We start from the raw sequence: 25,952 nt of genomic DNA on the forward strand, positions 1-25,952 counted from the left end.
ACCATGGATCGCATCGAAGAACTTATGAAAAATTCAGATCCTGCTCGAGGTATCCCCACTCCGGGTCCTCTCAACTTGGAACCACCTCACCCAGATGGATCGCAAGGTTTCATTCCCACATTCGTGGAAACCGCTGATCAGGCAACAGACACCGATTACGGACAAAAGTCTTGGTACAAGAAGCCGGCAGTATGGATTGCCGCTGTGGCCGCAGCCGCGGTCGTGGGAACCGTATGGGTGTTCAACCCCTTTGGTCTCAACAACACCTATCCGCTGCCGGGAGATAACTCCAGCGTGAGCTCAACAAGCGGGGCAGCCTCCGGTGACGCGGTCACCAATAGCTCGAGCACAAGCGGCTCCAGCGCCAATAGCTCGAGTTCCGCTAATTCCTCCGCGCCAGCTAGTTCTGCGAGTACGTCGAGCACGTCATCCAGTGCCACCACTGGAGGGAGCGTCAACGCGCTTCCCAACGGGCTGTTGCCGGCGCATCCTTCCGTGTACTGGGAAGACTCGGCACAGTGCCAGGCTTTCAATATCGGTAGCGTGATGGTGGAGAGCAGCTATCAGGGCGAGGCAGAACCGCTTAACGGGTCTCCCGAAGATAACCCGGTTGTTGGCTGCGTCGACGGATACGCCACGTACGTGGGGTTGACGGACAAGGTCTACTTCGAGCAGGAACTGCAAGACGTAGTTCTCGTGATCTACGTTGCCGAATGGGACGGTGAAGAGTGGGTCGTGAAATACCGGCAGAACGCTGACGGCGCCGAGTATTTGACGTCAGTGGGCTTCTATCCAGAGTTCCGATCATTCCCGGACGCAGATGCACAGTCCGCTGAAGAACGGATGGACGCCCAGCTTGCGACTCAGGAAATCTCGGTGAGCGATCCTGAACAGCTCGTGGGGCCGAACACCGCTACCTGGGCGCCACAGGTCGAAGGCGTTTGGACGGAACTTGAAGCCTCTGAACAAGGCTTCACTGGGGATATGAGAAACGACTGGACACTCGTCTCTAAAACCAACGCGGTCCGTGATCCCAAAGTGGACAGCGTGCGTCTCTTTGACGCCTACGGTGCTACCGCGATTCAGCTCGAACGCTGGACAACTTCATCTCCAGACGACTTTCTTCAATGCAACGATCCGGCCGTGACCTACCTGCTGCACGACAAGCAGCAGATTGATCTGCGTGGTGAGGACAACGCACTGAGCGTGGCACTGGTAACAACCACGGACGTTTTTGGTCGAGAGACCAGCGCTGTCCGACTCATTCCATCCTCGGCACCGAGCACCGGAAAAGCCTGTGATCTTCCCGCATTCATCAGCTTCGGCAATGACGAATACGTCAATTCCATCATTCGGCCAACCTATGGCTTCGAATCAGAGGGGGAACAGGAAGAATTTCTTGCTTCAGTTGAGTGGGCGGACTCCGTCCAATTCGCCAAGAGCCTCACCTATGTCAGCGGGTCAGCACAGTAACGAGATGTCGTAACGAAAATCTTTTGAAAACGTCGAAAGATTTTGGCTTTTGATGGACATAAACAGTGGTGACGGCAGTTAACAATTGCCGTCACCACTGTGTCAGGGAAACATCTGAAGGGGTAGGGGGTGGACATGGAAACTACTCACGACATCGATGCGCTGTATCAAGCCCACGCGGTCACTGTTCAGCGGTTCATTTACCGTCGTGTGTTCAACGTCGACGACGCCAATGAACTAACGAATGATGTGTTCCGTGTGGCGTGGCAAAAGCAGCAAGCCGGCACGAACATTGATATCGCCTGGCTGGTGGTGACAGCTAAGAATCTGATTCTGAACATGCAGCGCGGTTCCTATCGCGAAGTTCGCTTGCGCGACCGCCTCAAAGAATCCGCGCTCCTCACTGGGAGTCCTCATGATTCGGGGATCAGCGGCGAAGTGGGCGAAGTACTTGACCAGCTGCGGGAGAAGGACCGTGAAATTCTCATCCTGGCGTACTGGGACGGACTGCGTGCAGCAGATCTAGCGAAGGTGCTGGACTGCAGTGAAGGCAGCGCCGCCACTCGGCTTAACAGGGCTCGGCAAGCCTTCGCCAAGAAGGCCCCGGCGCACCTCATGAATCCATCCACCACATCCACTGCTCAGCGAAGCGCGAAGGAGGCCTGAATTCCATGGACATCATCGAAAATCTCATGAAAGCTTCTGATCCTGCCCAGGGAATCTCGGCACCGGGTCCTCTGATCTTGGATTCACCTCACACCGATTCCTCCCAGCCCTTTATCCCCACTTTCGTGGAGAGCCCGGACCACAGCGAGGACACACGCCCGGTAGACAAACCGTGGTACGCCAAGCCCTCCACCTGGATAGCGAGCGTTGCGGCCGCCGCCGTGGTGGGGGTGGTGTGGACGTTCAATCCATTTGGAATCAACGCCAACAACACCTTGCCAGGCGGCAACACCACCGGCGGCGCAGTGAGCAGCAGCGCGCCTGCATCCGAAACGTCCGATGTCTCTGTCCCCTCCGCCTCCGGAACACCTGCGGTTCCTAACGGAGGAGCGGCCATCCTTCCGAACGGACAACTCCCGGCACACTCGTACCTTTATTGGGAGGACTCGGAAGCATGCAACGCCTTCGACGTCGCGACCGTGATGGTTGAAAGCCTCTCAGGTGGCAAACCCGCAGCGCTCAACGGCACTCCTTACAACAATCTGGTGGTGGGCTGCCACGAAGGATATGCAGCATTTATCTCTATGCCTGAAAGCGCGGTATTTGATCAACAACTCCAAGGGAAAGCCAAAGTAATCAACATTGCCAAATGGGATGGTGACCGATGGATTGTTAAAGCTCACCCCAGCGACTCCGGTGGAGAAGAGCTCACATCGGTTGACTTCTTCCCGGAAGTACGTGCGTTTCCGAAGCGTGCGGAAGGAACCGCCGCAGAACGCATGGACGCAAGACTCGCGGAGCTCGGGATATCAGTTTCCGATCCCCAAAAGCTCGTAGGCCCAAATTGGGCTTCTTGGGCGCCGCAGGAGACCAACGGGTGGACGAGCTTTGATGCATCTGAGCAAGGCTTTACCGGAGGAAAGAACATGGACTGGGTTGTCGCCGTTCGCTCGAATGACTATGGGACGTTCGCCCAAGATGAGGTGCGGATGTTTGATGTCTACGGATCCACAGCAATTCAGCTGAGCCGCAGAACTGCTGCAAATCCGGACGAGATGTTCGTGTGCGGTGGGACAGCGGACACCTATCAAATAGACGTCTCCGAACCGATCAGTTTACGCGCGGAGAGCGGTGCGCTCGCAGTTGCCCTGGTGACCGTTGAAGGCTCAACCACGGGCGAGAACTCGAGCGTACAGCTGATTCCGGCGAACGCTCCGACAAGCGGAAACGTTTGCGACCTTCCGGTTGCGTTGAATTTCGGAGACGAATACTACGTGGATCCCACACTGCGGTTACCGTTCGGATTCGAAACCGAGTCAGAACGAGAAGGGTTCCTCGCTTCCCAAGAATGGAAGGATCTCGTGCAATTCGCCAAGGACCTGACGTACGTGAGTATGACTCCTTAGTCCGACCTACCCGACCTTCAGCTCCTCACTCAACAACCAATCCCGAGAACAAGTCTTCATTCCCACTTTCCGAGAAAAGGTGGATCAACGTATGGACAGCGAAGTTCACAAGCAAGCGTGGTACACCAGACCCGCCGTCTGGATTGCCGCAGTGGCAGTGGCGGCCGTCATTGGAATCATTTGGGCATTCAACCCACTAGGCTTCAACAACGGTGGCTCGCAAACTGGCGAAAATCCCAGCGGAACCACAAGCTCAAGAACTGAAGGGTCCTCAAGCGCTGCAGGTTCATCGAGCACCGCGGGATCCTCAAACGCCACTGGAACCACGAGTGCATCCTCGTCCGCTCCTTCTCAAAGTGGCAGCCAGACATCGTTGCCGAACGGGCTGGCTCCAGCGTACCCTGAGGTCTATTGGGAGGACTCTGAAGCATGCCGCGAGTTCGACGTAAAAACGGTCATGATCCAACAAGGCAAAGACGCCGAACCGGTCGCCTTCAATGGCACGTCCGCCGATAATCCAGTTGTGGGGTGTATCGAGGACTACGCGGCTTTCGTCGGACTTTCGGATCGCACAGCGCATGAACAACAGGACCAGATTCAAGACGTGCCCACCATCATCCTCATTGCTCAATGGGATGGCAAGCGCTGGCTTGTTGAGAGCCGACAAGACGAAGATGGTGCTCAGTACAACACCTCAGTGAACTTCTACCCGAACCTCCGAACCTTCCAAGGAAGCGACAACACGCCCGCATCCGAACTCATGGTGAGCCGGCTGAAGGCTCAGGGGATTACAGTGTCAGATCCTGAGAAGCTAGTAGGCCCAAACCGGGTCACCTGGGCATTCCCAAGCACGTCGAGCTGGAAAGCATTCGATGCGTCAAAGCAAGGTTTTACCGGTCAGATGAGAAGTGACTGGACTGTCTCAGCAAAGACCTCGGAGGTCGGCAACACCACGGAAGATCACGCTTGGTTCTTTGACAAGACAGGTGCGACGGCTTTTCATCTCTACCGGGTGGCCACACCGTCTGAGGCTGAACTGAAGCTGTGCCCCAATACGTCCTTGCCGTACGAAATCGACAAGGCGGAGCCGCTAGGTACGCAACTTGAGAACCAGGACCTCTCCCTGGCACTCGTCACGAGCGAGGACGAATACGGTAATGAGTTCACCTCGGTGTCGCTGATTCCCTCGTCTACCCCTAGCAGCGGAAAATATTGCGACTTCCCGCGCTATATGAGCCTCGGCGGTGACCAATTCTTCGACACGACGTTGCGCCCGTTGTACGGCTTCGAGAGCGACGCCGAAAAGGAAGAATTCCTTGCCTCGCAAGTTTGGAAGGACTCGTTGGAGTTCGCCAAGAGCCTCACGATCGAAGGTAACTCCGCTCAGTAAAGCTTTTCCCCTTACAGAACGACGACGCCGCTTCAGCCCGGAAATCCGAGGCGAGGCGGCGTCGTCGTACTTCAAGAAGTAAGTCAGTGCTTACGAAAGGTGACGCTCTTCCGGTCCGTTGTACGCAGACAGCGGGCGGATGAGGGCATTCGCGGCACGCTGCTCACGAATGTGGGCGGTCCAACCGGTAATGCGTGCGGCGATGAACAGCGGGGTGAACATCTCCGTATCAAAGCCCATGAGGTGGTACGTGGGTCCGGCCGGGTAATCCAAGTTTGGCTTGATGGACTTGGCCTCATCCATGGCCTGTTCAAGACCGTCGTAGAGACCCAGCATTTCGTCGCGACCGTAGTACGCGATCATCTTGTCCAAAGCGCCCTTCATCGTCGGCACACGGGAATCACCGTTCTTGTAGACGCGGTGACCGAAGCCCATAACCTTCTTCTTCTGGGCCAGCGCATCTTCCATCCACGCCTTCGCGCGAGTGGCCGCTTCTTCACGGGTTTCTTCCTTACGGATGCCTATCTCGTCAAAGGTGTGCATGACGGCCTCGTTGGCGCCACCGTGCAGTGGGCCCTTCAAAGCGCCGATGGCACCGGTGACGGCCGAGTGCAAGTCAGAGAGGGTAGAGGTGATCACACGAGCCGTGAACGTGGAGGCATTGAAGGAGTGCTCCGCGTAGAGAACCATCGAAACGCGGAACGCATCGACGACCTCGGGGGCGGCTTCTTCGCCGAAAGTCATCCACAAGAAGTTCTGCGAATAATCTAGATCTTCCCGTGGCTCGACAACTTCCTGATTGCGGCGACGGCGCTGATCGTAGGCAACCACGGCTGGGAACTTCGCGAAGAGGTGCTTCGCCTTCTCCAACTCAGCCTCAGGGGAGGAGTCCTCCGCCTTGGGGTGGTTCGCTCCAATCACGGAGACCGCGGTGCGGCCCACGTCCATCGGGTGGCAGTTCGTGGGCAGCAAGTCAATGGCAGCCTTCACGTTTGCATCCAACGCACGGTTGGAACGTTCGAAGCTCGTGAACTCGGCAAGCTCTTCGGCTGAGGGCAATTCGCCGTTCCAGAGCAGCAGCGCTACTTCTTCGAAGGACTTTTGCGCAGCCAGCTCCTGCACCGGGTAACCGCGGTACAGCAACGAGTTGGACTCAGGATTGACCTTCGAGATCGCGGTGTAGTCAACAACGACGCCCGCGAGTCCCTTCTTGATCTCCTCAGTTGCAGTCATGATTTCTCCTTTTACCTGTTCCGCGTCCCTAGAGATTCGCGTTGTTCGTCTGAATGTCCAGGCTCGGAACCTTGAAATTGAAGATTCCGGAGTCGAACTGGTTGTAGGCCTCGTAATCAACGAGTTCGTACAGGCGAGAACGCGTGAGCATTTCCTCGACCTTGGTTTGCTGCGTACCCTCGGTGGCGATCGTGTCCAGACTACGCTCGATAGCTCCCATTGCGATACGTAGCAAAGTGACGGGGTAAATCACCATGGCAACGCCGGCGTCGGCGAGTTGTTGGCGCGTGTAGAGATCGCTCTTGCCGAACTCGGTCATGTTGGCGAGGATCGGCACGTCGATCTCATTACACACGCGTTCAAACTCGCTCAAATCCTTGAGCGCTTCCGGGAAGATCATGTCAGCACCCGAATCAACAAGTGCCTTCATGCGATCAATGGCTGCGTCCAGACCCTCGACGGCGCGAAGGTCCGTGCGGGCCATGATCACGAAGTCGGGATCGCGGCGACCATCCACGGCACCCTTGATGCGCATGGTGGCCGTCTTGATGTCCACCATGTTCTTCCCATCCAGGTGGCCGCAGCGCTTGGGATTGAACTGGTCCTCAATGTGGCAGCCAGAGATCCCCGCGTTTTCGAGTTCCTGAATGGTGCGGGCAACGTTCATCGGCTCGCCGAAGCCCGTGTCCGCATCAATGAGCGTGGGCAGGTCCGTGGCATCGGCGATCTGGCGACCGCGCTGAGCAACCTCAGAAAGCGTCGTCAGACCAACATCGGGAAGACCGAGTTCGTTGGCCAAGACCGCGCCGGAGATGTAGACACCCGGGAACTGCTTTTCCTGAATGAGCTTGGCAGACAGGGGAGTGAACGCCCCCGGGAACTGCACCGCAGCTCCCGGTTGTACGGCCGCGCGAAAAGCTTTGCGCTTTTCATTCGGCGTCACGGTGGAGTACAGCATTTTAGAACAGTCCCTTCGGGGCGCTTTCAAGGTCAATGACACCCGGAGCGGCAACAATGTTGAGCTGATCGAGCTCGCCGGCCTTCAGTTCTGGAAGGCGCTGGACGGTGTCCAAGAAGCGATCGATTTCAGCTGGCTCCACCAGGCCCTCAGCGAGGGTGCGGAACTTGTTGATGTACTGCTCGCGAGCAAACGGGTTGGCGCCCAGCGGGTGAGCGTCAGCTACTGCGATCGAATCTTCTATGACGGTGCCGTCGTTGAGGGTGATGACCACGGTGCCGCCGAAAGCCTTTTCGCTGATATCCAGTGAGTGGTAGCGGCGCGTCCATTCCTTGTCCTCTTCCGTGGTGACCTTGTGCCACAGTTCCACGGTGTCCGGGCGAGCCGCACGCTCAGGGGCGTAGGAGTCAACGTGGTGCCACGCGCCATCCTGCAAAGCGACCGTGAAGATGTACATGATCGAGTGATCCAAGGTTTCGCGGGACGCGGTGGGATCGTACTTCTGAGGATCGTTGGCGCCGGAGCCAATCACATAGTGCGTGTGGTGGCTGGTCTTGATGAGGACGGAAGCAACGTTGGAAGCATCGGCAGCCTCGGGGTGCTCGCGGTGCAGCTTTCGGGCCAAGTCAATCCACGCTTGGGCCTGGTATTCAGCCGAGTGTTCCTTCGTGTACGTGTCCAGGATGGCGCGCTTTGCCTCGCCTGCTTCGGGAAGAGGAACCTCGTAACGGGCATCCGGGCCGTCGAGCAGCCAGGCAATGACACCGTCTTCGCCTTCATAGATTGGCACGGGGGAGGTCTGGCCGCGCATGGCACGGTCGGCGGCTTCCACGGCCATCTTTCCAGCGAACGCCGGAGCGTGTGCCTTCCATGTGGAGATTTCGCCCTTGCGGGACTGGCGCGTTGCCGTGGTGGTGTGCAAGCCCTGTCCAACAGCCTGGAAGATCTGCTCTACCGGAAGGCCAAGTAGCGTGCCGATACCTGCTGATGCCGATGGACCCAAGTGGGCAACGTGGTCAATCTTGTGCTTGTGCAAGCAAATTGCCTTGACCAGATCAACCTGAATTTCGTAGCCGGTGGCGATGCCGCGGATCAGGTCCTGGCCGGAAGCGCCGACGTGCTGGGCCACGGCAAGGATAGGAGGAATGTTGTCACCCGGGTGGGAGTACTCGGCGGACAAGAACGTGTCATGGTAGTCCAGCTCACGAACGGCAACGCCGTTTGCCCAAGCTGCCCACTCAGGGGACACCTTCTCAGAGATTCCGAACACCGCCGCACCCTGGCCGCCGGTGGATGGTCCGTGGGTGAGGGCCTGAGCGCGTGCCGCAACAATGGGGCCACGGTTCAAGGAAGCGATCGCCACGGAGGCGTTGTCAATGATGCGGTTGATGATCATGTCCGTGACATCTTCGGTCACAGCAACTGGGTCAGCGGCGACCTGTGCGATCTTGTACGCGAGCTGATCCTCACGGGGCAGGTTTTCTTCGGACTTGTAGACCCGGACTTCGTGCAGTTTCATTGTTGCCTTTCCGATTGCTTTAACGCGGTAGAGATGTTGTGGCTGGCACTCACGAATGAGCGGTTTGTTTTTGGATGTGCTGGAGCGATTGGTTCAAATGCACTCGAGTGGCAGCTTCGGCCAGTTCAGGCGAACCCTGAGCGATGGCCTCGGCAATGAGTGCGTGCTCGCTAGCCGAGGCGGCGAGTCGGGTGGGTTGGTCTTGGGCAAGCCGGCGGACGCGAGCAAGGTGGGTGCGAAGGCCTTTGAGAGCGTTCGCTAGATAGTCATTGCGGACAGCTTCGTCGATGGCCGCGTCGAGGGAGGCCGCGAGCGCGTAGTAGTCCGTGGCAACAAAGCCGGCATCGACTTGGGATGCGGTCCTAAACCGCAAGGCCAGCTCTAGGAAGGATGCCTCTTGCTGCGCCGTAACGCGGCGCGCGGCCAAACGTGCGGCCTGAACCTCAAGGGCTGAGCGAAGCTCAAAGAGATCCTCCACATGGTCCAAGGAGACATCAGAGACAACGGTTCCACGGCCACGTTGCTGGATGGCGAGTCCTTCCGCGGCCAGCCGTGCAAGTGCTTCGCGCAGGGGAGTGCGGGATACACCGAGTCGCTCCGACTGCTCTACCTCGCCCAGGACGGTGCCGGGAGAAATGGTGCCGTCGAGGATCTCGTCGCGCAATGTCTCATACGCTTTATCACTCGCTCTCATGCCACCATTGTATACAGAAGGTGGCATTCGTCTACACCTTTCGTCCCAATTCGGATACCTTTCGGCGCAAACGGCAAAAATTTGTATACACACCTCTTGAGTGAGTGTGATGTTGCTCATAGAGTGAACTCATGGTTGAGGCTGGTCCTCACGCAATGGCGCACCAGACCGATGGAGGGTTACATGAGCACCTACGAAGCCACTTACCGACGCAGTCAAGAAGATCCCGGACAGTTCTGGCTGGAGGCAGCGGCGGACATCGAGTGGACTGTGCCGCCCACCGAAGCACTCGATTCATCGTCGGCCCCGATGTACCGCTGGTTTCCGGGAGCCGAGCTCAACGTCTCCTCGAACGCGCTGGATCGCCACGTGGCTGGCGGACGAGCGGATCAAGCCGCGCTCGTCTACGACTCGGCCGTCCTCGGCACCGTCACCACCTACACGTACCGCGAACTCCTGTCCGCAGTAGAGAAGGCCGCGGGAGCGCTCGCAGAACTCGGTGTGGTCAAGGGGGACCGCGTCATCATCTACATGCCGATGATCCCGGAGGCGCTCATTTCCATGCTGGCGTGCGCTCGTTTGGGCGCCATTCATTCTGTGGTTTTCGGAGGTTTTGCACCGAAGGAGCTGGCGGCTCGTATTGAAGATGCTGAGCCAAAGGCGATTGTTACCGCGTCCGGTGGCATTGAACCGAGCCGTCGCGTTGAGTACCTTCCCAACGTTTCCCAAGCGATGGAAATGTCCACCCATCAGGTGAATCACGTTCTCGTGAAGGACCGCGAGGGTTTCGAGAACTCCTTGTCGAGTGTTCCGTCCGCGGGCGCTCAGTGGCATGATTACGACGCCGTGGTGTCAGCGGCTGCCCCGCATCCGGCAGTGCCGGTGCTGGCGACGGACCCGCTCTACATCCTGTACACCTCCGGTACCACCGGTAAGCCTAAGGGCGTGGTGCGCGACTCCGGCGGCTACACCGTGGCCATGCAGTGGTCCATGAAGAATATTTATGGCGTTGGCCCCGGTGAAACCATGTTCACCGCTTCAGACGTGGGCTGGGTGGTGGGCCACTCTTACATCGTTTACGCACCGCTCATCGCTGGCGCCACCACGGTGCTGTATGAAGGCAAACCAGTGGGAACCCCGGATGCTGGAGCGTTTTGGCGAGTGGTCTCTCAACACGGCGCGAAGGTGCTCTTCACGGCTCCCACGGCGCTCCGGGCGATCCGCAAGAGCGATCCCGCCGGAGAATTCATCCAGAACACTCCCAGGCCAACCCTCAAAGCACTCTTTGCGGCCGGCGAGCGGCTGGACCCGGACACGAGCCGCTGGATTGAAGATGCTCTCGGCGTTCCCGTGATCGATAACTGGTGGCAGACGGAGACCGGATGGCCCATCGCCTCCAACCCGTTTGGCCTTGAAGAACTTCCACGCAAGATCGGTTCACCCACGTTCGCTGTTCCCGGCTACGACGTGCGCATCCTGGATGCTTTCGGCGAGGATCTCACCGAACCCAACGTCGAAGGCAATATCGCGATCAAGCTCCCGTTGCCTCCCGGAACGCTCGCCACTTTGTGGGGTAGCGATGACCGCTACAAGTCCTCCTATTTGGACGCGTTCCCGGGTTACTACACCACCGGGGATTCTGGGTACGTTGACGAAGATAAGTACCTGTTCGTGATGGGACGCACGGATGACGTGATCAACGTGTCCGGTCACCGTTTGAGCACAGGCGCCATGGAGCAGGTAGTTGCCAGCCATCCTGCGGTTGCGGAGTGCGCCGTCATTGGCGTGGCAGATCCGCTCAAGGGCCAGCGGCCGTCCGGTTATGTGGTTCTGAAGTCCGGCGTGGACATTCCCGAAGAGGAGCTGCGCAAAGAACTCATTGGGCTGGTTCGCCAGGACATCGGGCCGGTCGCTGATTTCAAAGACGTCGCCATCGTTGGGGCACTCCCGAAGACTCGGTCCGGCAAGATCCTTCGCAAGACCATGCGTCAGATCGCTGACGGAGAGGAATACGTGGTGCCGTCCACCATCGAGGATCCCTCCGTGATCGAGGAGCTACTCAGCATTCTTCGGGCGGTCTAAGACTCGGAGATCGGATTCGCACACCGAACAGACAGCGGCTCCACCAACAAGACGGTTACGGAGCGGTGATGGTGTATTCGTGCTCGGGGCGCCCCGGCGTCCCGTAGCGCGGTTGCCGTGTGACATCCCCGCGTCGGGTTAAATGCTCCAGATAACGTCGTGAGGTCACGCGGCTAATGCCCACGGCTTCGCCCACCTCCCCGGCGGAGAGCGGCGCGGTGGCGTGCGTGAGCCGCTCTTGCACTGCGGCCAGCGTTGATTCGGTGAGTCCTTTTGGCAAGGACGACGACGCAGCTTCCGTTCGCGCTCCAAACATGCGGTCGATTTCGGCTTGGTCGGAGATTTCACCGCCGCCGGTGTATTCGGTGGATAGTTGGCGGAAGGCGGCAAGGCGCGACTCAAAGTCAGCGAACGTAAAGGGTTTGATGAGGTACTGGACCGCGCCAAGATTGCGGGCCGAGCGGATGGTTGCCCGATCCGTTGCTGCGGTCATCGCGAGCACTGATCCTTCGTACCCCACGTTGCGCATGGATCGCACGACGTCGAGTCCGGTGCCGTCAGGTAGGTGAATATCCATGAGCACCACGTCAATTCCGAAGGTGCTCGTTTCCCGAAGTCGAGCTCCTAGAAACCGTTGTGCTTCGGCCACGGATCTGGCGGTGAATTCATGAGCGAAGCCAGGAACCTTGCGCAGATACTCGACGTACACGGCACCAGTAGTGGGATCATCCTCGATCACCAGCACTCGTAAGTCAGCCACGGTTGGTACCTTCCTGACTCGCTACTTCTAATCCAGTAATTCTAGAATCCGGAATGGGAATCTCGACCGTAAAGACGGTACCGGAATCTTGTGCCACCGTTACCGTTCCGCCCAAGCGCTTCGCAGTGGAATTGACCAGCCAGAGTCCATGTCCGCGACCGGTTTCACCGTGGTCCTTGGTGGAGAAGCCGCGCTCAAAGATCCGTTCGATGATGGGCTGGGGGATACCGGGACCGGAATCGGCCACCATGATGGTCAACCAGCGGCCGTTCTGAGCGGGGGAGTCGTAAACATCCACCTCAATCCACCGTTCGGCATCCTCGGCGGAATCTTGCTCAGCCACACCAGTGTCGATCGCGTCCATCGCGTTGTCTACGAGATTTCCCAGAATCGTAATCAGAATGTGCGAACCCAGATTGGTGCGCCGCGTGAGCTCAATCGAAAAATCGAGATCAATGCCGCGCTCGCGGGCCTGTGCGGCCTTACCGGTCAACACCGCTTCCATGACGGGAGCTACACCAGCGGCGCCTTCGCGCTGATCGCCGGCACCCACTGCCTCGCTCACCACGTTCTTGGCTTGATCGGACTGACCTAGTTCCAAGAGCGACAAGACGGTGTGCAGTCGGTTTGCATGCTCGTGCGTTTGGGAACGCAACGCGTCCGTAAGGGAGCGCGTGTTCTCCAATTCGCCGGAGAGAGCCTGAACGTCCGTCGCGTCGTGAAGCGTGATGACCGTGCCGGAGAGGGCGCCGCGGACAACGGCGCGAGAAGACGGGTCAATGCGGTGCTGATTGACCACCAGAATGCGCCCGTTCGCGAAGTAGCGTTCGTCTTCGGCGTCCCGGCCCTCAATCATGAGGGCCTTGAGCGCTTCGGGAAGTTCGGTGTCATTGATCAGCATGCCCATGGCCCCCGAGGTGCCATTGGGTTGTGGCTGTGCGAGCTGCGGCGCGTCGATGGCTGGCTCGCTAGTGCGGATGATGGGCCAGTTCAAGAGCTCGGCGGCTTTGTCGTTATACAAGCGCACGCGACCGTGTTGGGATAGCAGCACAATTCCCTCGGTGACGTTGTGCAAGGCGGTATCAAGGAAGTTGAAAGACGTGCTCATCTGTTCGGGGCCCATGCCGAATGTCACGCGCTTGAGATAGCGCGCCAACAGATAGCTCGCGAGTGAGGAGAACACCAGGAGAACCCCCGCGCCGATGAGCACGGCAGGGATTTGCGATTGAGCCAGAATATCCAGCTCGGAGACACGCGAACCCACCGTCAAAACGCCAACTATTTCGCCGTTGATCTGGATGGGGATGACGGCTCGGGCGGCCAGGCCCGCGCGGCCCGTGGAGCTGACCTCGGTAAATTCTTCGCCTCGCAGCGCTGGCTCAATATTTCCCGGGTACTGGGTGCCAATCCAGCTGGGATCCCAATACGTGAGTCGCTTCCCGTCGGTATCCATGAACGTGGCGAATGCCAGATTGGCGCTCTCCATGATGCGCAGCGAGTACGGCTGCAGGATCTCGGTGGGATTTGCAGACGAGTAGCCGCGGATGACCTCGGATTCGCCTTCCATGAGGCGGCCGGTGTGCAACATGCGGTCTTGTTCGAGGTTGAAGACGGTGTCCCGGTTATGCACAAAAACAGCCCATGTCACCAACAAGGTGGCGATCAAGATGAACATTAGCTGCCCGACGAAGAGTCGACGGGCGATGCTCCAAGGGTGCACAACACCGTCCTTCTGTGATTCGAATCATGACCATTATGACCGCAAAGGTTAGTTGGAACACACCCAGTCGCAAGATGGATGCATTGCAGTGCAGTGTCACTGCCCCCATCAACCGCACCTGTCTCAATGAGGAGTTACCTTGGGCACTATCGATCAGCGGGACCCTAACGGTCCTGATCTTAACGCGGAACCCACCCGCGTGAATTCCAAAAAGAACGTGGACCGTACTCACTGGCTCTACATCATGGTGATCGCCGCCGTGGTGTTGGGTGCAGCTGTGGGCCTCTTGGCTCCGGATCTCGGTAAGTCATTGAAGCCGCTGGGAACGGGCTTCATCGCGTTGATCAAGATGATCATCGCCCCCATCATTTTCTGCACCATTGTGCTGGGCGTTGGCTCCGTAGCCAAGGCCGCCACGGTGGGCAAGGTGGGCGGCTTGGCCCTCTTGTACTTCATTGTGATGTCTACCTTTGCACTGGCCATCGGCCTCGTGGTGGGCAACATCATTCACCCGGGCGAGGGCCTGAAGCTTCAGCCGTATGAAACTGCTGCTGGCGGCAAGGAAGATCCCACGGTCCAGTTCTTGCTGGAGATGATCCCGGGTTCGATTCCTGTGCTTCCTACCTTGGTACTCGCGCTCTTGGTGGGCTTCGCCCTTCAGTCCATGGGTAAGGCTGGCGAGCCAGTGTTGACGGGTATTCGCAACATCCAGGCCGTGGTCTTCCGCATCATGATGATGATCATGTGGGTTGCTCCGATCGGCGCTTTCGGCGCAATTGCCGCCGTGGTGGGCGCTACCGGTTGGGCCGCAATCGGCTCCATGTTCATCCTCATGGGCGCTTTCTACGCCACGTGTGCACTGTTCATCGTGGTGATCCTTGGAACCTTGCTGCGTTTGGTGACCGGCTTGAACATCTTCTCGATGCTCAAGTACTTGGGCCGCGAATACTTGTTGATCTTCTCGACGTCCTCTTCCGAGTCCGCGTTGCCACGCCTCTTGGCCAAGGTTGAGCACGCTGGTGTCTCCAAGACCGTTGCCGGCATCGTTGTTCCTACGGGCTACTCGTTCAACCTGGACGGCACCGCCATCTACTTAACGATGTCCGCGCTGTTCGTTTCCACCGCTATGGGCATGCCGATGAACTTGGGCGAGCAGATCGCTCTCTTGGTCTTCATGATCATCGCTTCTAAGGGTGCCGCCGGCGTTACCGGTGCTGGCCTTGCCACGCTGGCCGCTGGCCTGCAGGCACACCGTCCCGAGCTGCTCGATGGCATGGGCGTGATCGTGGGTATCGATAAGTTCATGTCCGAGGCTCGCGCGCTGACCAACTTCACGGGCAACGCTGTGGCCACGTTCTTGATCGGCAAGTGGACTGGCGAGCTTGATACGGATCAGGCCCGCGCCGCGCTTTCCGGCGCCTCACCATTCGACGAGTCGACGCTCTTGGAAAACCAGCACTAAATGGCATAACCGGTGCCGCCCCTAGCTGGGGCGCACTTAACGGAATACGACGACGCAAGCTCACGCTGCGCCGTCGTATTCCGTTTTTTTGGGGCTATTTTTGGGCGCCCTAGATCCGCACGGGGCGGCTATTTGCCGAGCTTCGAGTAAAGCGCGGTGGTGGCCAGACGGACGCCGGTGCGCAGCGTGGGATCGATGACCGGGGCGAAGAACGGGCTGTGGTTGCCAGGAACCGGGTTCTCTTCCGAGTGCTGATCCAGTTCGAAGCCGCCCAGCATCCAGTACACGAGTGGAACGCCCAGCGCATCCGCAAGCGCTCCCACGTCTTCGGAACCCATGAGGGACTGCCCAATCTGGACTGCTTCCTCGCCGAGTTCTTGCTGAGCTTCCCCGAGGAACTTCTCCGATTCCGCTGGATCGTTAAAACACATCGGGAACCGGCTGATCTCTTCGATGAGGGGTTCCGGAGCGCCGGACGCAGCGGCCTCGGCCTTGATGATGCGCTCGATGGCGCCCAGCACCTTCTCACGGACCTTCGGAGTGAACGTGCGAACGTTCAGCGTGAAGACCGCCTGGTCCGGGATGACGTTCTCTTTGACTCCGGCGTGGAACGTACCAATCGTCACCACAGCGGTGTCCTTAGCGCCGATTTCGCGAGAGACCACGGTCTGCAAGCGAGTCACCATGGCAGCTCCGGCGACAATCGGATCGATGGCGGCCTCGGGCATGGAACCGTGGGAACCGCGGCCCTTGACGGTGACCTTCCACGAATCGGCCACGGCCATGGCGGCGCCCGGGACGATCGTTGCCTTGCCGGCCTGGAAGCCCATGACGTGCTGCCCGTAAACGATCTCCGCCTTGGGCGCCTTGTCCCACAGGCCGTCCTCGACCATAGCCTTGGCTCCGGCTGCGGTTTCCTCGCCCGGCTGCAGGATGAACACCAACGTGCCGCTCCACGTATCCTTCGCGTTCGCGAAAAGGGTGGCCGTGGCAAGTGCCATGGACATGTGGGTGTCGTGGCCGCACGCGTGCATGGCTGGGTGCTCTTCGCCTTCTACCGTGAGGGCGGTCGCGGTCGAGGCATAGTCGAGTCCGGTGTCTTCGCGCACCGGCAGTCCATCGGTATCGGCGCGGTAGCCAACGGTCGGGCCTTCGCCATTCTTCAAGACGGCAACCAGCCCCGTCCCGGCACAGCGGAACGTTTCCAGCCCCAAAGCAGTGAATTGTTCCTCGAGCCATTGCACGGTCTGGTGCTCAGCCATGGAGAGCTCAGGGTGCTGATGCAAGTACTTGTAGTTGGTCACGAGGGTTTCGTATGCCTCGTCGGTCAGGACGAGAGACTGGGGGAGCGCCATGGATTCTCCTTGTAGGTGGCCGGTACTGTTCTAAGCAACCTACGCCGTCAACGTGGAAGAGGTCACACTGGGCCTGTAGTATTGGGTGCAACATCGGAAAACACCGAGCCTTCAACCTTCCACCTCAACTTTAAGGTAAAGGCTCGCCGTGAGAATTCGGAATTTCCCGCGGCTCATAGGAAAACGGGCTAACGTTGATCGCAAATGAGCGTAGAAAACAGCGATGGAAACGTGGTGGAAGCAATGACGGAGGGCACGGCAGAGACGCCGCGAAAGCGGAAAGCGGGTCTGCTGAAGGAGCCTCCTGTCATGGGTCCAACAGGCCGCCCACTCACCACGTTCCCCGAACCTCCGGTTCTGGAATCCCACGGCCCCGCCCGCGTGATTGCCATGGTGAACCAAAAGGGTGGCGTGGGTAAAACCACCTCCACCATCAACCTGGCCGCTGCGCTTGCCGAATACGGCCGCAAAGTCTTGCTCGTGGATTTCGATCCTCAGGGTGCACTCTCCGCCGGTTTCGGGACCAACCCGCACGAACTCGATGTCACGGTGTACAACGTGCTCATGGATCGCAAAGTGGATATCCGCGATGCCATCTTGGAGACGGACTACGAGAACATCGACATCCTCCCCGCAAACATTGACCTTTCCGCTGCCGAAGTTCAGCTCGTCAACGAGGTCGCTCGCGAGCAGGTTCTCGCTAGCTCTTTGCGCAAGGTCGCGGACGAATACGACGTCATCCTGATTGACTGCCAGCCGTCGCTTGGCCTGTTGACGGTGAATGCGTTGACCGCCGCACACGGCGTGATCATCCCGTTGACTGCAGAGTTCTTCGCTTTGCGCGCCGTGGCGCTTCTGGTTGAGACCATCGAGAAGGTTCAGGATCGTTTGAATCCTGCGCTGCAGATCGATGGCGTGCTGACCACCATGTATGACGCTCGCACGCTGCACTCTCGCGAAGTGATCGGCCGTTTGGTGGAAGCCTTCGGTGATCAGGTGTTTGAAACCGCCATTAGCCGAACCATCAAGTTCGCCGACGCCAACGTTGCCGCGGAGCCCATCACCTCCTACGCATCAAACCACTCGGGTGCCGCAGCCTACCGTCAGCTGGCCCGCGAGCTCATTTCGCGCGGCGGCGCTCCCTAAACTTTCTCGATGACCGCAGCGGAGACACCCAAGGCTCCGGCCTTTAGCGTGTCACTTGAGAATTTTCAGGGTCCTTTTGAGGTACTCCTGAATCTCATTGGCAAGCATGAACTGGACGTCACCGAGGTGGCGCTGGCCAAAGTCACCGACGAGTTCATGGCCCACATCCGCGCTATGCGCGAACAGTGGGGCGCACGCGTGCTGGATGAAACCACCGAGTTCCTCGTCATCGCGGCCACCCTCCTGGACATGAAGGCCGCGAGGCTCATTCCCGGCGGTGAGACGGAGAATGATGAGGACGTGGCCGCGCTCGAAGCGCGCGATCTCCTGTTCGCCCGTCTCTTGCAGTACAAGGCGTTCAAGCTCGCAGCTACTCATATTTCGCGCCGGCTCGAGGCGGAATCCGTGCGGTTCCCTCGCTCCGTGAGCCTCGAACCCCACTTCGCCGCGTTGTTGCCGGAACTCGTCTGGAAGCTTAGCCTCGAGGATTTTGGGGCACTCGCCCGCAAGGCACTGGAGCCAAAGCCCGCCGCACCGGATCACGTGTCGCTAGCGCATCTCCACGCGCCACTGGTCAGCGTGAAGGAACAAGCGGCGCTGATCGCGGACATGCTCAAAGGTCAGAAGCCGTTGGCTTTCCGCGAGATCGTTGCGGATGCTGACTCTCTCAGTGTGGTGGTGGGGCGTTTCCTTGCCATTTTGGAGTTGTTCCGCGAGGGCCTTATTGCATTTGATCAAGCGGCCCCGCTGGGAGATCTTGTGGTCCGCTGGAGCGCGGGCGAAAAAGAGTTTGACGTGAATGCTGTGACGGATGAATTTGAGAAGGATCAAAATGAGTGAGCTCACCCCCGCCCTCGAGGCGATCCTCATGGTCACTGACGTTCCCGTGACGGTGCAACGTTTCGCCGAAGTGCTCGAAGTCTCCTCCGAGGAGATTGAAGACGCACTGCGCACCCTGGTCCAGGACTATGAGGGCCGCGGATTTGAGCTGCGTGAGGTTGCTGGCGGTTGGCGCATTTTCTCTCGCCCACAGTTCGGCGACCTGGTTGGAAAGTTCGTTTTGGAGGGCCAAACCAGCCGTTTGACGCAGGCCGCCTTGGAGACGCTTGCTATCGTGGCATATAGACAACCAGTAAGCAGGAGCCGCGTCGCCGCGATTCGTGGCGTCAACGTGGATTCAGTGGTGAGAACTCTCGTAACACGAGGTTTAATCACCGAATCAGGGGTAGATCCTGAGAGCGGCGCCACGTTATATCAAACAACTCCCGCTTTTCTGGAAAGATTAGGTATTAGCAGTATTTCCGAGTTGCCACCCATTTCACCGCTATTGCCGGGCATTGACGCACTCGACGAATTCGAAGACAACCCCGAAGGACAATTTTCATGAGCCAAGGAGCACGCTCCAATCCCTCTTCCGGTCAAGGACGCGGACAAAGAGGTCAAGGAGCTGGTCAAGGATTCGGCAAGGGTGGCGCTAAGGGTGCTAAGGGCGGCAGCAAGTCGGGCGCAGGACGCTCCTCTGCTGGTCGTCCCAAGGGCCCGGTAGCGTTCGGCAAGGAACGTTTTGGACGCAACTTGGGTCCAGCAACCACCCCGAACACCCCGAATGCCAAGCGCCCGGTGCGCAAGACGGAGCCAAACTGGGATTCCCGCACGGATTCCGCTGATGGCGTCCGCTTGCAGAAGGTGTTGGCAAACGCCGGTGTGGCTAGCCGCCGCCAGTGTGAAGAGATCATTGCCGCAGGCCGCGTTGAGGTCAACGGCGAGATCGTGGTGGAGCTTGGCACCAAGGTGAACCCGGAGACGGACGCCATTCACGTTGATGGCATGCGCATTCAGCTCAACGAGCGCTTGAGCTACTACGCGTTCAACAAGCCCAAGGGCGTGGTGTCCTCTATGGGCGACCCCGAGGGCCGTCCTTCCATTCTGGATTACCTCAAGCCGCAGCAGGCTGAGCGTCTCTTCCACGTGGGTCGTCTAGATCAGAACACTGAAGGTCTGTTGTTGCTGACCAACGATGGTGAGCTGGCAAACCGTCTCACGCACCCCTCTTACGAGGTTCCTAAGACGTACTTGGTGCAGTGCAAGGGCCCCATGGGTCCTGGTATTGGCAAGCAGTTGCGCGAGGGCATTGAACTTGAAGACGGTTTCGCGCAGGTGGATTCCTTCAAGCTCGTTGACTCAAGCCCGGGCAAGGTCCTGTGCGAGGTCGTTTTGCACTCGGGCAAGAACCGTATTGTTCGCCGTATGTTCGACGCCGTGGGCCACCCGGTAGTCCGCTTGGTTCGCTTGCAGGTGGGCCCCATTGGACTGGGCAACACGAAGGTGGGCAACGTGCGTTTGTTGGGACCACAGGAAGTCGGCCACTTGTTGGCCTCCGTGGGGTTGTAAGCCGGCAGTGAGCGAAGTATTCAAGGACGACGACGCCGCCGCCACTTCCGCAGCAACCTACCTGGTGGGACCCATCCTCGTGGTGGGAACGGGCCTGTTGGGTGCGAGCGTGGGCTTGGGCCTGACTCGAGCTGGACTTGAGGTGTACCTTCAGGATCCTTCTCCGAGCGCTCAGCAGATTGCTCAAGATGTGGGAGCCGGACGCATTCTTCCCGTGGGGGAGAAACTGTCGCCGGAGCTCGTGGTGTGTGCGGCCCCGCCTGATGTGACCGCTCGTGTGGTTTCTCAAGCGCTTCGGGATTACCCGCACGCGGTGGTGGTTGATATCGCTTCGGTGAAATCCAGCATCTTGAATCAACTGCTCGCGGATCCTCAGCTCACGTCGGAGCAGTTGTCCCGATACGTGGGGACGCACCCGATGTCCGGACGTGAAAAGTCTGGCCCGGCTGCCGCCCGCGGCGAGCTCTTTGTGGCGAACCCTTGGGTGATTACGGCGCACGACGGCGCGAGCGAACGTGCGATTCGCACCGCTCGGTCCTTGGTTGCTGATTTGGGCGGAGTGCCCACAGCAATGGATCCGCTCAGTCACGACCACGCCGTGGCGCTAGTTTCCCACATGCCGCAGATTACTGCTTCGTTGTTGGCGAGCCGCTTGCTCAATGCGGAGTCCTCACAATTGGCGCTCGCCGGAAACGGTTTGCGTGACACCACGCGTATCGCAGCAAGCGATCCGCGCTTGTGGATTCAAATCTTGGCGCACAATGCACCGCAGATCGTCGGCCACCTCGAGGGCATGCAAGAGGACATCGATCGACTGATCAGCACGCTCAAGGATCCATCCGCCGATGGTGCGCTGTTGGATTTGGCTGAGCTGTTCGGTGAGGGCAACGCGGGCCATGCTCGGATTCCGGGCAAGCACGGCGCGCCTCCGCAGTCCTTCGCTGTGGTCACCGTCCTGGTGGATGACACCCCGGGCCAGATCGCGCGTTTGCTCAAAGATGTGGGCGACGCCAACATCAACCTTGAAGACTTGCGCATGGATCACGCCAACGGCCGGCCTGTGGGCATGGTCGAGATTTCGGTGCTTCCAGGCAAGGAAGCCGAACTCGAACAGGTTTTGCAGAATTTGAAGTGGAGAGTGGTCAAGTAATGGTGGACATCGCAGATCCCGCCGCCCGGGAGTCCTTGGTCGTTGCCATCGATGGCCCGTCAGGCTCGGGTAAGTCCTCTGTCTCTAAGGAGACCGCCCGCCAACTCCACGCGCAGTACTTGGACACAGGTGCCATGTACCGGGCTGCTACGTGGTGGTGCTTGGATCAAGCAATCGATCTGGACGACAAGGACCTGGTGCTCGGCACCGTTCTTGACGGACAGCTCGAGTTTTCCACGAGTCCGGACCAAGAGTTTGTTCGCGTCAACGGCATCGACGTGACCGAGGACATCCGTACCGAGCGGGTAAGCCAGGCCGTTTCCGCCGTGGCAAGCATCCAGCCGGTGCGCGATCACTTGATCGCACTGCAACGCTCCATCATTGAGGCCGCACCGCGCATCGTTGCTGAAGGTCGTGACATCACCACCGTGGTGGCTCCAGATGCCAACGCGCGGATCCTGCTGACCGCCAGCGAAGAGGCCCGCTTGGCTCGTCGCGGACTGCAATTATCAGCAACCGCAACGCCAATGGCGGAAGGTGCGCAAGCGTCGTCGTACTCGAAAGAAACGCTCAAGCAGATCGTGACCGAGCGCGACAAAAAGGACTCCGCAACCACGAGTTTTACGGAAGCCGCGGACGGTGTGGACACGGTGGATTCCACCGAACTAGATTTTGCTCAGACGGTGGACGCGGTGTTGGCATCGGTCGCGCGCCAAGTTACCGCCAAAAACCGATAGACTAGAAGGTCTGTTCACTGGACGGCCAACCCGTGCTGCCCTGTTTGATGACAGAGCACGAACAGTATTGACAACCCTTTCCGAAATTTGAAGGACACCCAATGACCGACTCGACGTTCCACGACGCGCCTGGCGAGGAGTATGTCCCGGAAGGGGATGACAAGCTCGCGGAGCGCCTCGACGCGATTTCCGAAGAAGAAGCCAATCTCCGCGCGGAATCCCTCCGCGCTGGGCTTGAAGACTACGAACTAGAAGACGAAGACGCCCGCCTCCTGTTGGCTGCGGCCAATGATGACTTCGTTGAAGAGGACGAAGTCATCCCTCCCGTGGTCGCCATTCTTGGCCGCCCGAACGTGGGCAAGTCATCCCTCGTCAACCGTATTTTGGGCCGCCGCGAAGCCGTGGTGGAAGACGTCCCTGGCGTCACCCGCGACCGCGTCACCTACCAAGCTGAGTGGGCTGGTCGCGAATTTACGATCGTTGACACCGGTGGCTGGGAGCACGATGCCAAGGGCATCCACGCTCGCGTTGCTGAGCAGGCTGAAATTGCCGCTGACCTTGCAGATGTTGTGGTGTTCGTTGTTGACGCCGCCGTGGGTCCAACGGCTACCGATGAAGGCGTCGTGAAGTTGCTGCGCCGCATCAAGAAGCCCGTGTTCTTGATCGCCAACAAGATTGACGATTTCAACCAAGAGCCAGAAGCCGCCGCGCTGTGGTCCTTGGGCATGGGCAAGCCGTACCCGGTTTCTGCGATTCACGGTCGCGGTGTGGCTGACTTCCTTGATGACCTCATGGAGAAGCTGCCCGAGCACTCCGCTTACGGTGGCATGATCCCTTCCGGCGGACCGCGTCGCGTTGCGTTGATTGGCCGCCCGAACGTGGGCAAGTCCTCGCTGCTGAACAAGCTTGCTGGTTCCGAACGCGTGGTGGTTGATAACCTCGCCGGCACCACTCGTGACCCTGTGGATGAGCTCATTGAGCTCGGTGGCCGCGTCTGGCGTTTCGTGGATACCGCTGGTATTCGCCGCCGTCAGCACATGGCTCAGGGCGCTGACTACTACGCGTCCTTGCGCACCCAGGCAGCTCTCGAAAAGGCTGAAGTCGCTGTCATTTTGTTGGCCGTTGACGAACGCCTGTCCGAGCAGGACATTCGTATCCTGAACACCGCTATCGAAGCCGGACGCGCTATTGTCCTGGCCTTCAACAAGTGGGACCTCATGGATGAGGACCGCCGACGCTACCTCGAGCGCGAGATCGAACAGGATCTGGCACACGTTGAGTGGGCGCCGCGCGTAAACATCTCGGCGAAGACCGGCTGGCACAAGGACCGCTTGGTTCCTGCTCTGGACACCGCTCTTGAGTCGTGGGACAAGCGCATCTCCACCGGTAAGCTCAACGCATTCCTCGGTGAGCTCGTTGCCGCTAACCCGCACCCAGTGCGTGGCGGTAAGCAGCCTCGAATCCTCTTCGCGACGCAGGTTTCGGCACGCCCGCCGCGCTTCGTGCTGTTCACGACCGGCTTCTTGGATCCGGGGTACCGCCGCTTCATCACGCGTCGTCTGCGCGAAACCTTCGGCTTCGAAGGCACGCCGATCGAAGTGTCGATGCGCGTTCGTGAGAAGCGCTCACGTAAGTAGTTTGTTCCGCAAGTAATAGTGCTTACGCAAGCGGGCGTCGTCGTACCTGAAAAAGTACGACGACGCCCGCTTGCGTTTTCCCCGCTTCTGCGGTGGCGCCGGGCTTGAGAAGGCGGCGCTTGGGAATGTAGCGCCCTAGATTTCCGCAACCGCCGGCTGGTTCCGGAAGTGACCCACCATCATCAAGATGGCGCCGAGCAGCGTCCACGCGGTGGGCACCCACAGCGAGAATGACGTATCAGCCGCGGGGAAGTAGGAGAGGTCGCGCACCAAGGTTCCGTTGGCGCCTGGAACCAAGTATTGGCCCACGCTTCCCCAGAGGCCGGGCAGGAATTCGAGCGGTTGCTGCAACGATGACAACGGGTTGCCCACGAAGATGGTGATGATGGCGCCCACCAAAATACCCAAGCGGCCAATGAGCGAATTCAAGCCTACAATCGTGGCGGCTGTTGCCACCGTACCGAAAGTGATGGCAGCAGCATTCGCGATGAAATCGCCTTGCAAGATGTGGAACCAACCCTGCAAGATTCCTGCGATACCTAAACCGGCAAGAATTCCGTAGCCAGCGATGGCGGCCAGACGACGCCACGTGCCCGAGACGAACAGCGAGATCATCGCTCCGCCCTCCATGCCGCCCGTCGCCAAGGGGAGTCCGGACACGGCAAGGCCTGCGCCGCGCGATTCCGTTTCGGCAAGAGGAACAACATCCGTGATCGTGACGTTCGTAGCCTGCGCGACGTCGCTGGGAATGCTCCCCGTCTCAAGCGTCGAACCTGCAGCGCTGGCCTTGAGAGCGGCCTCCATCTGTGCCAGAGCCGCACCCTGTAAGGACAAACGCAGCCCCGTACCAATCTGAGTCAGGGTTGCTGCCGCTGCCGGAGCGCTCGCGCTTGCGGTCAGCACCTCGGGGGAGTCGCCCAAGATGATGGTGCCGTAAAGGTCGCGCTCTTGAATAAGGCTGACGGCTTCTTCACGCGAGGCGACAGTGTGGAGTTCCAGCGCATCGTTGGTATCGAGTGCCTCGATCTGTGCGATCTGCTCCGCGCTACCCACTGCGCCAACGGGCAAATGCTGGACCTTGGAGGTCACGCTGGGCCAGGCGAAAGCCAGAAGAACAATGCAGACAACCGCTGCTGCAATGAGCGCGGTTCGCGCGACGTGGACCCACGAGGTGTGCTTGCCAACCAAGGGAGTCTTTTGGTGGCCGCTGTTTTCTTCGCGGGCGGTGCTTTCCGTGGCGTGTTCAGCGGTGGCTGTGGATGCGGGCGCCGCGTGCTCTGAGGCAGGGTCGAGTTGGGTCATGGTTCTCCTGGAAATACTAAAAAGGAACGATCGTTCTTTATGAGCATCACAGAAGAATCCAAATCAAGAATGAATGTTCTGGTTCTTGTACGCTGGGGGATGCCTAAAGTTACCGAGGAACACAAAGCAGCCATGCGCTTGCGGATTCAACAAGCCGCTTTCGCCTGCGTGGCGCGAAAAGGTTTCTCATCCGTCTCCATGGCGGACATCATTGCCGAGGCAGGGCTTTCCGCCGGGGCCGTGTACCTCTACTACAAGAACAAAGAAGCTCTTGTAGTAGACGTGGGCCGTGCTGTTCTGGATATCAAGCTAGCCGTCATTGGAAGCTCATCACAGCAGACCCCTGTGCCGCCGCCGTCCCAACTGATCCCCGCGCTCTTCCGCGAACTCCTCAGCAGTGGCTCCTACCCAAACATGGCCGTCCAAGTGTGGGGTGAGGCGATCCATAACGAGACTCTGAAGTCACTTGCCAGCAGCATTTTCACGGAGCTCGGCGACTATCTGGTGAATTACTACCGCCACTATTTGTCATCCGAACGCGGCCTCGACAGTGACACCGCGGACGCTCGCGCACGTTCAATTGTTCCCGCGACCATCGGGATGATTCAGGGGATGCCATTGAGCGTTGCGCTCCAAGTCCGTGAATCCGTAGATCACTACATCAGTAGCGTTCAAGATGTACTGAAATTGATGGAAGCTCGGTAGTTCTTAGGCGCGCGCCAATTCGCGAAGTCAGCGCTCTTTGGATAGTATTATCAGGTTGTTTGGCGAGGAATTGCAGAATTTCTAACCGACATCGGGCTATGGCGCAGTTTGGTAGCGCGCTTGACTGGGGGTTAAGGGGTTTACCCCTCCCGGACGGCCCGAATAA

The 25,952-nt window shown here is 59.0% G+C and carries 22 protein-coding genes; 14 read left to right on the forward strand and 8 right to left on the reverse strand.

The window, feature by feature from the left end:
* Positions 1 to 3: 3 nt before the first annotated feature.
* From HD598_RS01955 to HD598_RS01970, 4 genes are all read left to right on the forward strand, one after another.
* The gene (locus tag HD598_RS01955) at positions 4 to 1,473 is read left to right on the forward strand and encodes a hypothetical protein (RefSeq protein ID WP_183663438.1); all 1,470 of its coding nucleotides are present in this window, start codon (positions 4 to 6) and stop codon (positions 1,471 to 1,473) included.
* A 135-nt stretch (positions 1,474 to 1,608) separates the two neighbouring features.
* Positions 1,609 to 2,139, forward strand: coding sequence for an RNA polymerase sigma factor (locus tag HD598_RS01960; RefSeq protein WP_183663440.1), 531 nt, complete (start codon positions 1,609 to 1,611; stop codon positions 2,137 to 2,139).
* A 5-nt stretch (positions 2,140 to 2,144) separates the two neighbouring features.
* A complete protein-coding gene (locus HD598_RS01965; protein WP_183663442.1) occupies positions 2,145 to 3,545 on the forward strand; it encodes a hypothetical protein in 1,401 nt (466 codons plus the stop codon).
* 91 nt (positions 3,546 to 3,636) lie between these two features.
* Positions 3,637 to 4,935, forward strand: coding sequence for a hypothetical protein (locus HD598_RS01970; protein WP_183663445.1), 1,299 nt, complete (start codon positions 3,637 to 3,639; stop codon positions 4,933 to 4,935).
* Positions 4,936 to 5,025: 90 nt separating this feature from the next.
* On the opposite strand, the gene HD598_RS01975 is transcribed toward HD598_RS01970, so the two are convergent.
* From HD598_RS01975 to HD598_RS01990, 4 genes are read right to left on the reverse strand one after another with little or no spacing between them, the layout of a single operon-like run.
* Positions 5,026 to 6,168, reverse strand: coding sequence for a bifunctional 2-methylcitrate synthase/citrate synthase (locus tag HD598_RS01975; RefSeq protein ID WP_183663447.1), 1,143 nt, complete (start codon positions 6,166 to 6,168; stop codon positions 5,026 to 5,028).
* A 28-nt stretch (positions 6,169 to 6,196) separates the two neighbouring features.
* Positions 6,197 to 7,126: a methylisocitrate lyase gene (gene prpB, locus HD598_RS01980; protein WP_183663449.1), complete on the reverse strand. Its 930-nt coding sequence runs from the start codon at positions 7,124 to 7,126 to the stop codon at positions 6,197 to 6,199.
* Position 7,127: 1 nt separating this feature from the next.
* A complete protein-coding gene (locus tag HD598_RS01985) occupies positions 7,128 to 8,645 on the reverse strand; it encodes an MmgE/PrpD family protein (RefSeq protein WP_183663451.1) in 1,518 nt (505 codons plus the stop codon).
* A gap of 49 nt (positions 8,646 to 8,694) precedes the next feature.
* The gene (locus HD598_RS01990) at positions 8,695 to 9,339 is read right to left on the reverse strand and encodes a GntR family transcriptional regulator (protein ID WP_183663453.1); all 645 of its coding nucleotides are present in this window, start codon (positions 9,337 to 9,339) and stop codon (positions 8,695 to 8,697) included.
* Between the two features lie 183 nt (positions 9,340 to 9,522).
* Between HD598_RS01990 and HD598_RS01995 the strand changes: the two genes are divergently transcribed.
* Positions 9,523 to 11,421, forward strand: coding sequence for an AMP-binding protein (locus HD598_RS01995; RefSeq protein WP_183663456.1), 1,899 nt, complete (start codon positions 9,523 to 9,525; stop codon positions 11,419 to 11,421).
* A gap of 55 nt (positions 11,422 to 11,476) precedes the next feature.
* On the opposite strand, the gene HD598_RS02000 is transcribed toward HD598_RS01995, so the two are convergent.
* Both HD598_RS02000 and HD598_RS02005 read right to left on the reverse strand, forming a co-directional pair.
* Complete coding sequence (locus HD598_RS02000) at positions 11,477 to 12,181, reverse strand: response regulator (RefSeq protein ID WP_183663458.1); 705 nt, start codon at positions 12,179 to 12,181, stop codon at positions 11,477 to 11,479.
* Positions 12,174 to 13,901, reverse strand: a complete 1,728-nt coding sequence (locus HD598_RS02005) for a sensor histidine kinase (protein ID WP_183663460.1) — start codon at positions 13,899 to 13,901, stop codon at positions 12,174 to 12,176. Before HD598_RS02005 ends, HD598_RS02000 begins: the two co-directional genes overlap by 8 nt.
* Positions 13,902 to 14,145: 244 nt before the next feature.
* Here HD598_RS02005 and HD598_RS02010 point away from each other — a divergent pair, with 244 nt between their 5' ends.
* Positions 14,146 to 15,363 (forward strand): cation:dicarboxylate symporter family transporter, encoded by a 1,218-nt coding sequence (locus HD598_RS02010; RefSeq protein WP_183666491.1) that lies wholly within the window; start codon positions 14,146 to 14,148, stop codon positions 15,361 to 15,363.
* Positions 15,364 to 15,491: 128 nt separating this feature from the next.
* On the opposite strand, the gene HD598_RS02015 is transcribed toward HD598_RS02010, so the two are convergent.
* The gene (locus HD598_RS02015; protein WP_183663462.1) at positions 15,492 to 16,718 is read right to left on the reverse strand and encodes an amidohydrolase; all 1,227 of its coding nucleotides are present in this window, start codon (positions 16,716 to 16,718) and stop codon (positions 15,492 to 15,494) included.
* A 309-nt stretch (positions 16,719 to 17,027) separates the two neighbouring features.
* Here HD598_RS02015 and HD598_RS02020 point away from each other — a divergent pair, with 309 nt between their 5' ends.
* The 7 genes from HD598_RS02020 to der all read left to right on the forward strand — a co-directional run bounded on the left by HD598_RS02020 (position 17,028) and on the right by der (position 23,779).
* Positions 17,028 to 17,864, forward strand: a complete 837-nt coding sequence (locus tag HD598_RS02020) for a ParA family protein (protein WP_260170607.1) — start codon at positions 17,028 to 17,030, stop codon at positions 17,862 to 17,864.
* Positions 17,865 to 17,873: 9 nt separating this feature from the next.
* Positions 17,874 to 18,704, forward strand: coding sequence for a segregation and condensation protein A (locus tag HD598_RS02025; RefSeq protein WP_183663464.1), 831 nt, complete (start codon positions 17,874 to 17,876; stop codon positions 18,702 to 18,704).
* Positions 18,697 to 19,251, forward strand: coding sequence for an SMC-Scp complex subunit ScpB (scpB, locus tag HD598_RS02030; protein ID WP_071893729.1), 555 nt, complete (start codon positions 18,697 to 18,699; stop codon positions 19,249 to 19,251). The genes HD598_RS02025 and scpB overlap by 8 nt, the downstream gene beginning before the upstream one ends.
* Positions 19,248 to 20,255 (forward strand): pseudouridine synthase, encoded by a 1,008-nt coding sequence (locus tag HD598_RS02035; RefSeq protein ID WP_071893728.1) that lies wholly within the window; start codon positions 19,248 to 19,250, stop codon positions 20,253 to 20,255. Before scpB ends, HD598_RS02035 begins: the two co-directional genes overlap by 4 nt.
* Positions 20,256 to 20,262: 7 nt before the next feature.
* Positions 20,263 to 21,405: a prephenate dehydrogenase gene (locus HD598_RS02040; protein WP_183663466.1), complete on the forward strand. Its 1,143-nt coding sequence runs from the start codon at positions 20,263 to 20,265 to the stop codon at positions 21,403 to 21,405.
* Entirely contained in the window at positions 21,405 to 22,142 is a 738-nt protein-coding gene (gene cmk / locus HD598_RS02045) for a (d)CMP kinase (RefSeq protein WP_183663468.1), read from the forward strand. Before HD598_RS02040 ends, cmk begins: the two co-directional genes overlap by 1 nt.
* A gap of 101 nt (positions 22,143 to 22,243) precedes the next feature.
* Positions 22,244 to 23,779, forward strand: a complete 1,536-nt coding sequence (gene der, locus HD598_RS02050; RefSeq protein WP_183663469.1) for a ribosome biogenesis GTPase Der — start codon at positions 22,244 to 22,246, stop codon at positions 23,777 to 23,779.
* A gap of 135 nt (positions 23,780 to 23,914) precedes the next feature.
* Here the strand turns inward: der and HD598_RS02055 are convergent, their stop codons facing one another.
* Positions 23,915 to 25,081 (reverse strand): ABC transporter permease, encoded by a 1,167-nt coding sequence (locus HD598_RS02055; protein ID WP_183663470.1) that lies wholly within the window; start codon positions 25,079 to 25,081, stop codon positions 23,915 to 23,917.
* A gap of 39 nt (positions 25,082 to 25,120) precedes the next feature.
* On the opposite strand from HD598_RS02055, the gene HD598_RS02060 reads away from it, so the two are divergent.
* A complete protein-coding gene (locus tag HD598_RS02060; protein ID WP_183663471.1) occupies positions 25,121 to 25,786 on the forward strand; it encodes a TetR/AcrR family transcriptional regulator in 666 nt (221 codons plus the stop codon).
* Positions 25,787 to 25,952: the final 166 nt, after the last annotated feature.

It is taken from the genome of Neomicrococcus aestuarii (assembly GCF_014201135.1).
Classification (GTDB): Bacteria; Actinomycetota; Actinomycetes; order Actinomycetales; family Micrococcaceae; genus Neomicrococcus; species Neomicrococcus aestuarii.

Excerpts from the sequence above, each read along its gene's own strand:
- HD598_RS01955 (WP_183663438.1), top strand. The coding sequence starts at position 4 with ATGGATCGCATCGAAGAACTTATGAAAAATTCAGATCCTGCTCGAGGT.
- HD598_RS01960 (WP_183663440.1), top strand. The coding sequence starts at position 1,609 with ATGGAAACTACTCACGACATCGATGCGCTGTATCAAGCCCACGCGGTC.
- HD598_RS01965 (WP_183663442.1), top strand. The coding sequence starts at position 2,145 with ATGGACATCATCGAAAATCTCATGAAAGCTTCTGATCCTGCCCAGGGA.
- HD598_RS01970 (WP_183663445.1), top strand. The coding sequence starts at position 3,637 with ATGGACAGCGAAGTTCACAAGCAAGCGTGGTACACCAGACCCGCCGTC.
- HD598_RS01975 (WP_183663447.1), bottom strand. The coding sequence starts at position 6,168 with ATGACTGCAACTGAGGAGATCAAGAAGGGACTCGCGGGCGTCGTTGTT.
- prpB (WP_183663449.1), bottom strand. The coding sequence starts at position 7,126 with ATGCTGTACTCCACCGTGACGCCGAATGAAAAGCGCAAAGCTTTTCGC.
- HD598_RS01985 (WP_183663451.1), bottom strand. The coding sequence starts at position 8,645 with ATGAAACTGCACGAAGTCCGGGTCTACAAGTCCGAAGAAAACCTGCCC.
- HD598_RS01990 (WP_183663453.1), bottom strand. The coding sequence starts at position 9,339 with ATGAGAGCGAGTGATAAAGCGTATGAGACATTGCGCGACGAGATCCTC.
- HD598_RS01995 (WP_183663456.1), top strand. The coding sequence starts at position 9,523 with ATGAGCACCTACGAAGCCACTTACCGACGCAGTCAAGAAGATCCCGGA.
- HD598_RS02010 (WP_183666491.1), top strand. The coding sequence starts at position 14,146 with ATGGTGATCGCCGCCGTGGTGTTGGGTGCAGCTGTGGGCCTCTTGGCT.
- HD598_RS02015 (WP_183663462.1), bottom strand. The coding sequence starts at position 16,718 with ATGGCGCTCCCCCAGTCTCTCGTCCTGACCGACGAGGCATACGAAACC.
- HD598_RS02020 (WP_260170607.1), top strand. The coding sequence starts at position 17,028 with ATGGGTCCAACAGGCCGCCCACTCACCACGTTCCCCGAACCTCCGGTT.
- HD598_RS02025 (WP_183663464.1), top strand. The coding sequence starts at position 17,874 with ATGACCGCAGCGGAGACACCCAAGGCTCCGGCCTTTAGCGTGTCACTT.
- scpB (WP_071893729.1), top strand. The coding sequence starts at position 18,697 with ATGAGTGAGCTCACCCCCGCCCTCGAGGCGATCCTCATGGTCACTGAC.
- HD598_RS02035 (WP_071893728.1), top strand. The coding sequence starts at position 19,248 with ATGAGCCAAGGAGCACGCTCCAATCCCTCTTCCGGTCAAGGACGCGGA.
- cmk (WP_183663468.1), top strand. The coding sequence starts at position 21,405 with ATGGTGGACATCGCAGATCCCGCCGCCCGGGAGTCCTTGGTCGTTGCC.
- der (WP_183663469.1), top strand. The coding sequence starts at position 22,244 with ATGACCGACTCGACGTTCCACGACGCGCCTGGCGAGGAGTATGTCCCG.
- HD598_RS02055 (WP_183663470.1), bottom strand. The coding sequence starts at position 25,081 with ATGACCCAACTCGACCCTGCCTCAGAGCACGCGGCGCCCGCATCCACA.
- HD598_RS02060 (WP_183663471.1), top strand. The coding sequence starts at position 25,121 with ATGAGCATCACAGAAGAATCCAAATCAAGAATGAATGTTCTGGTTCTT.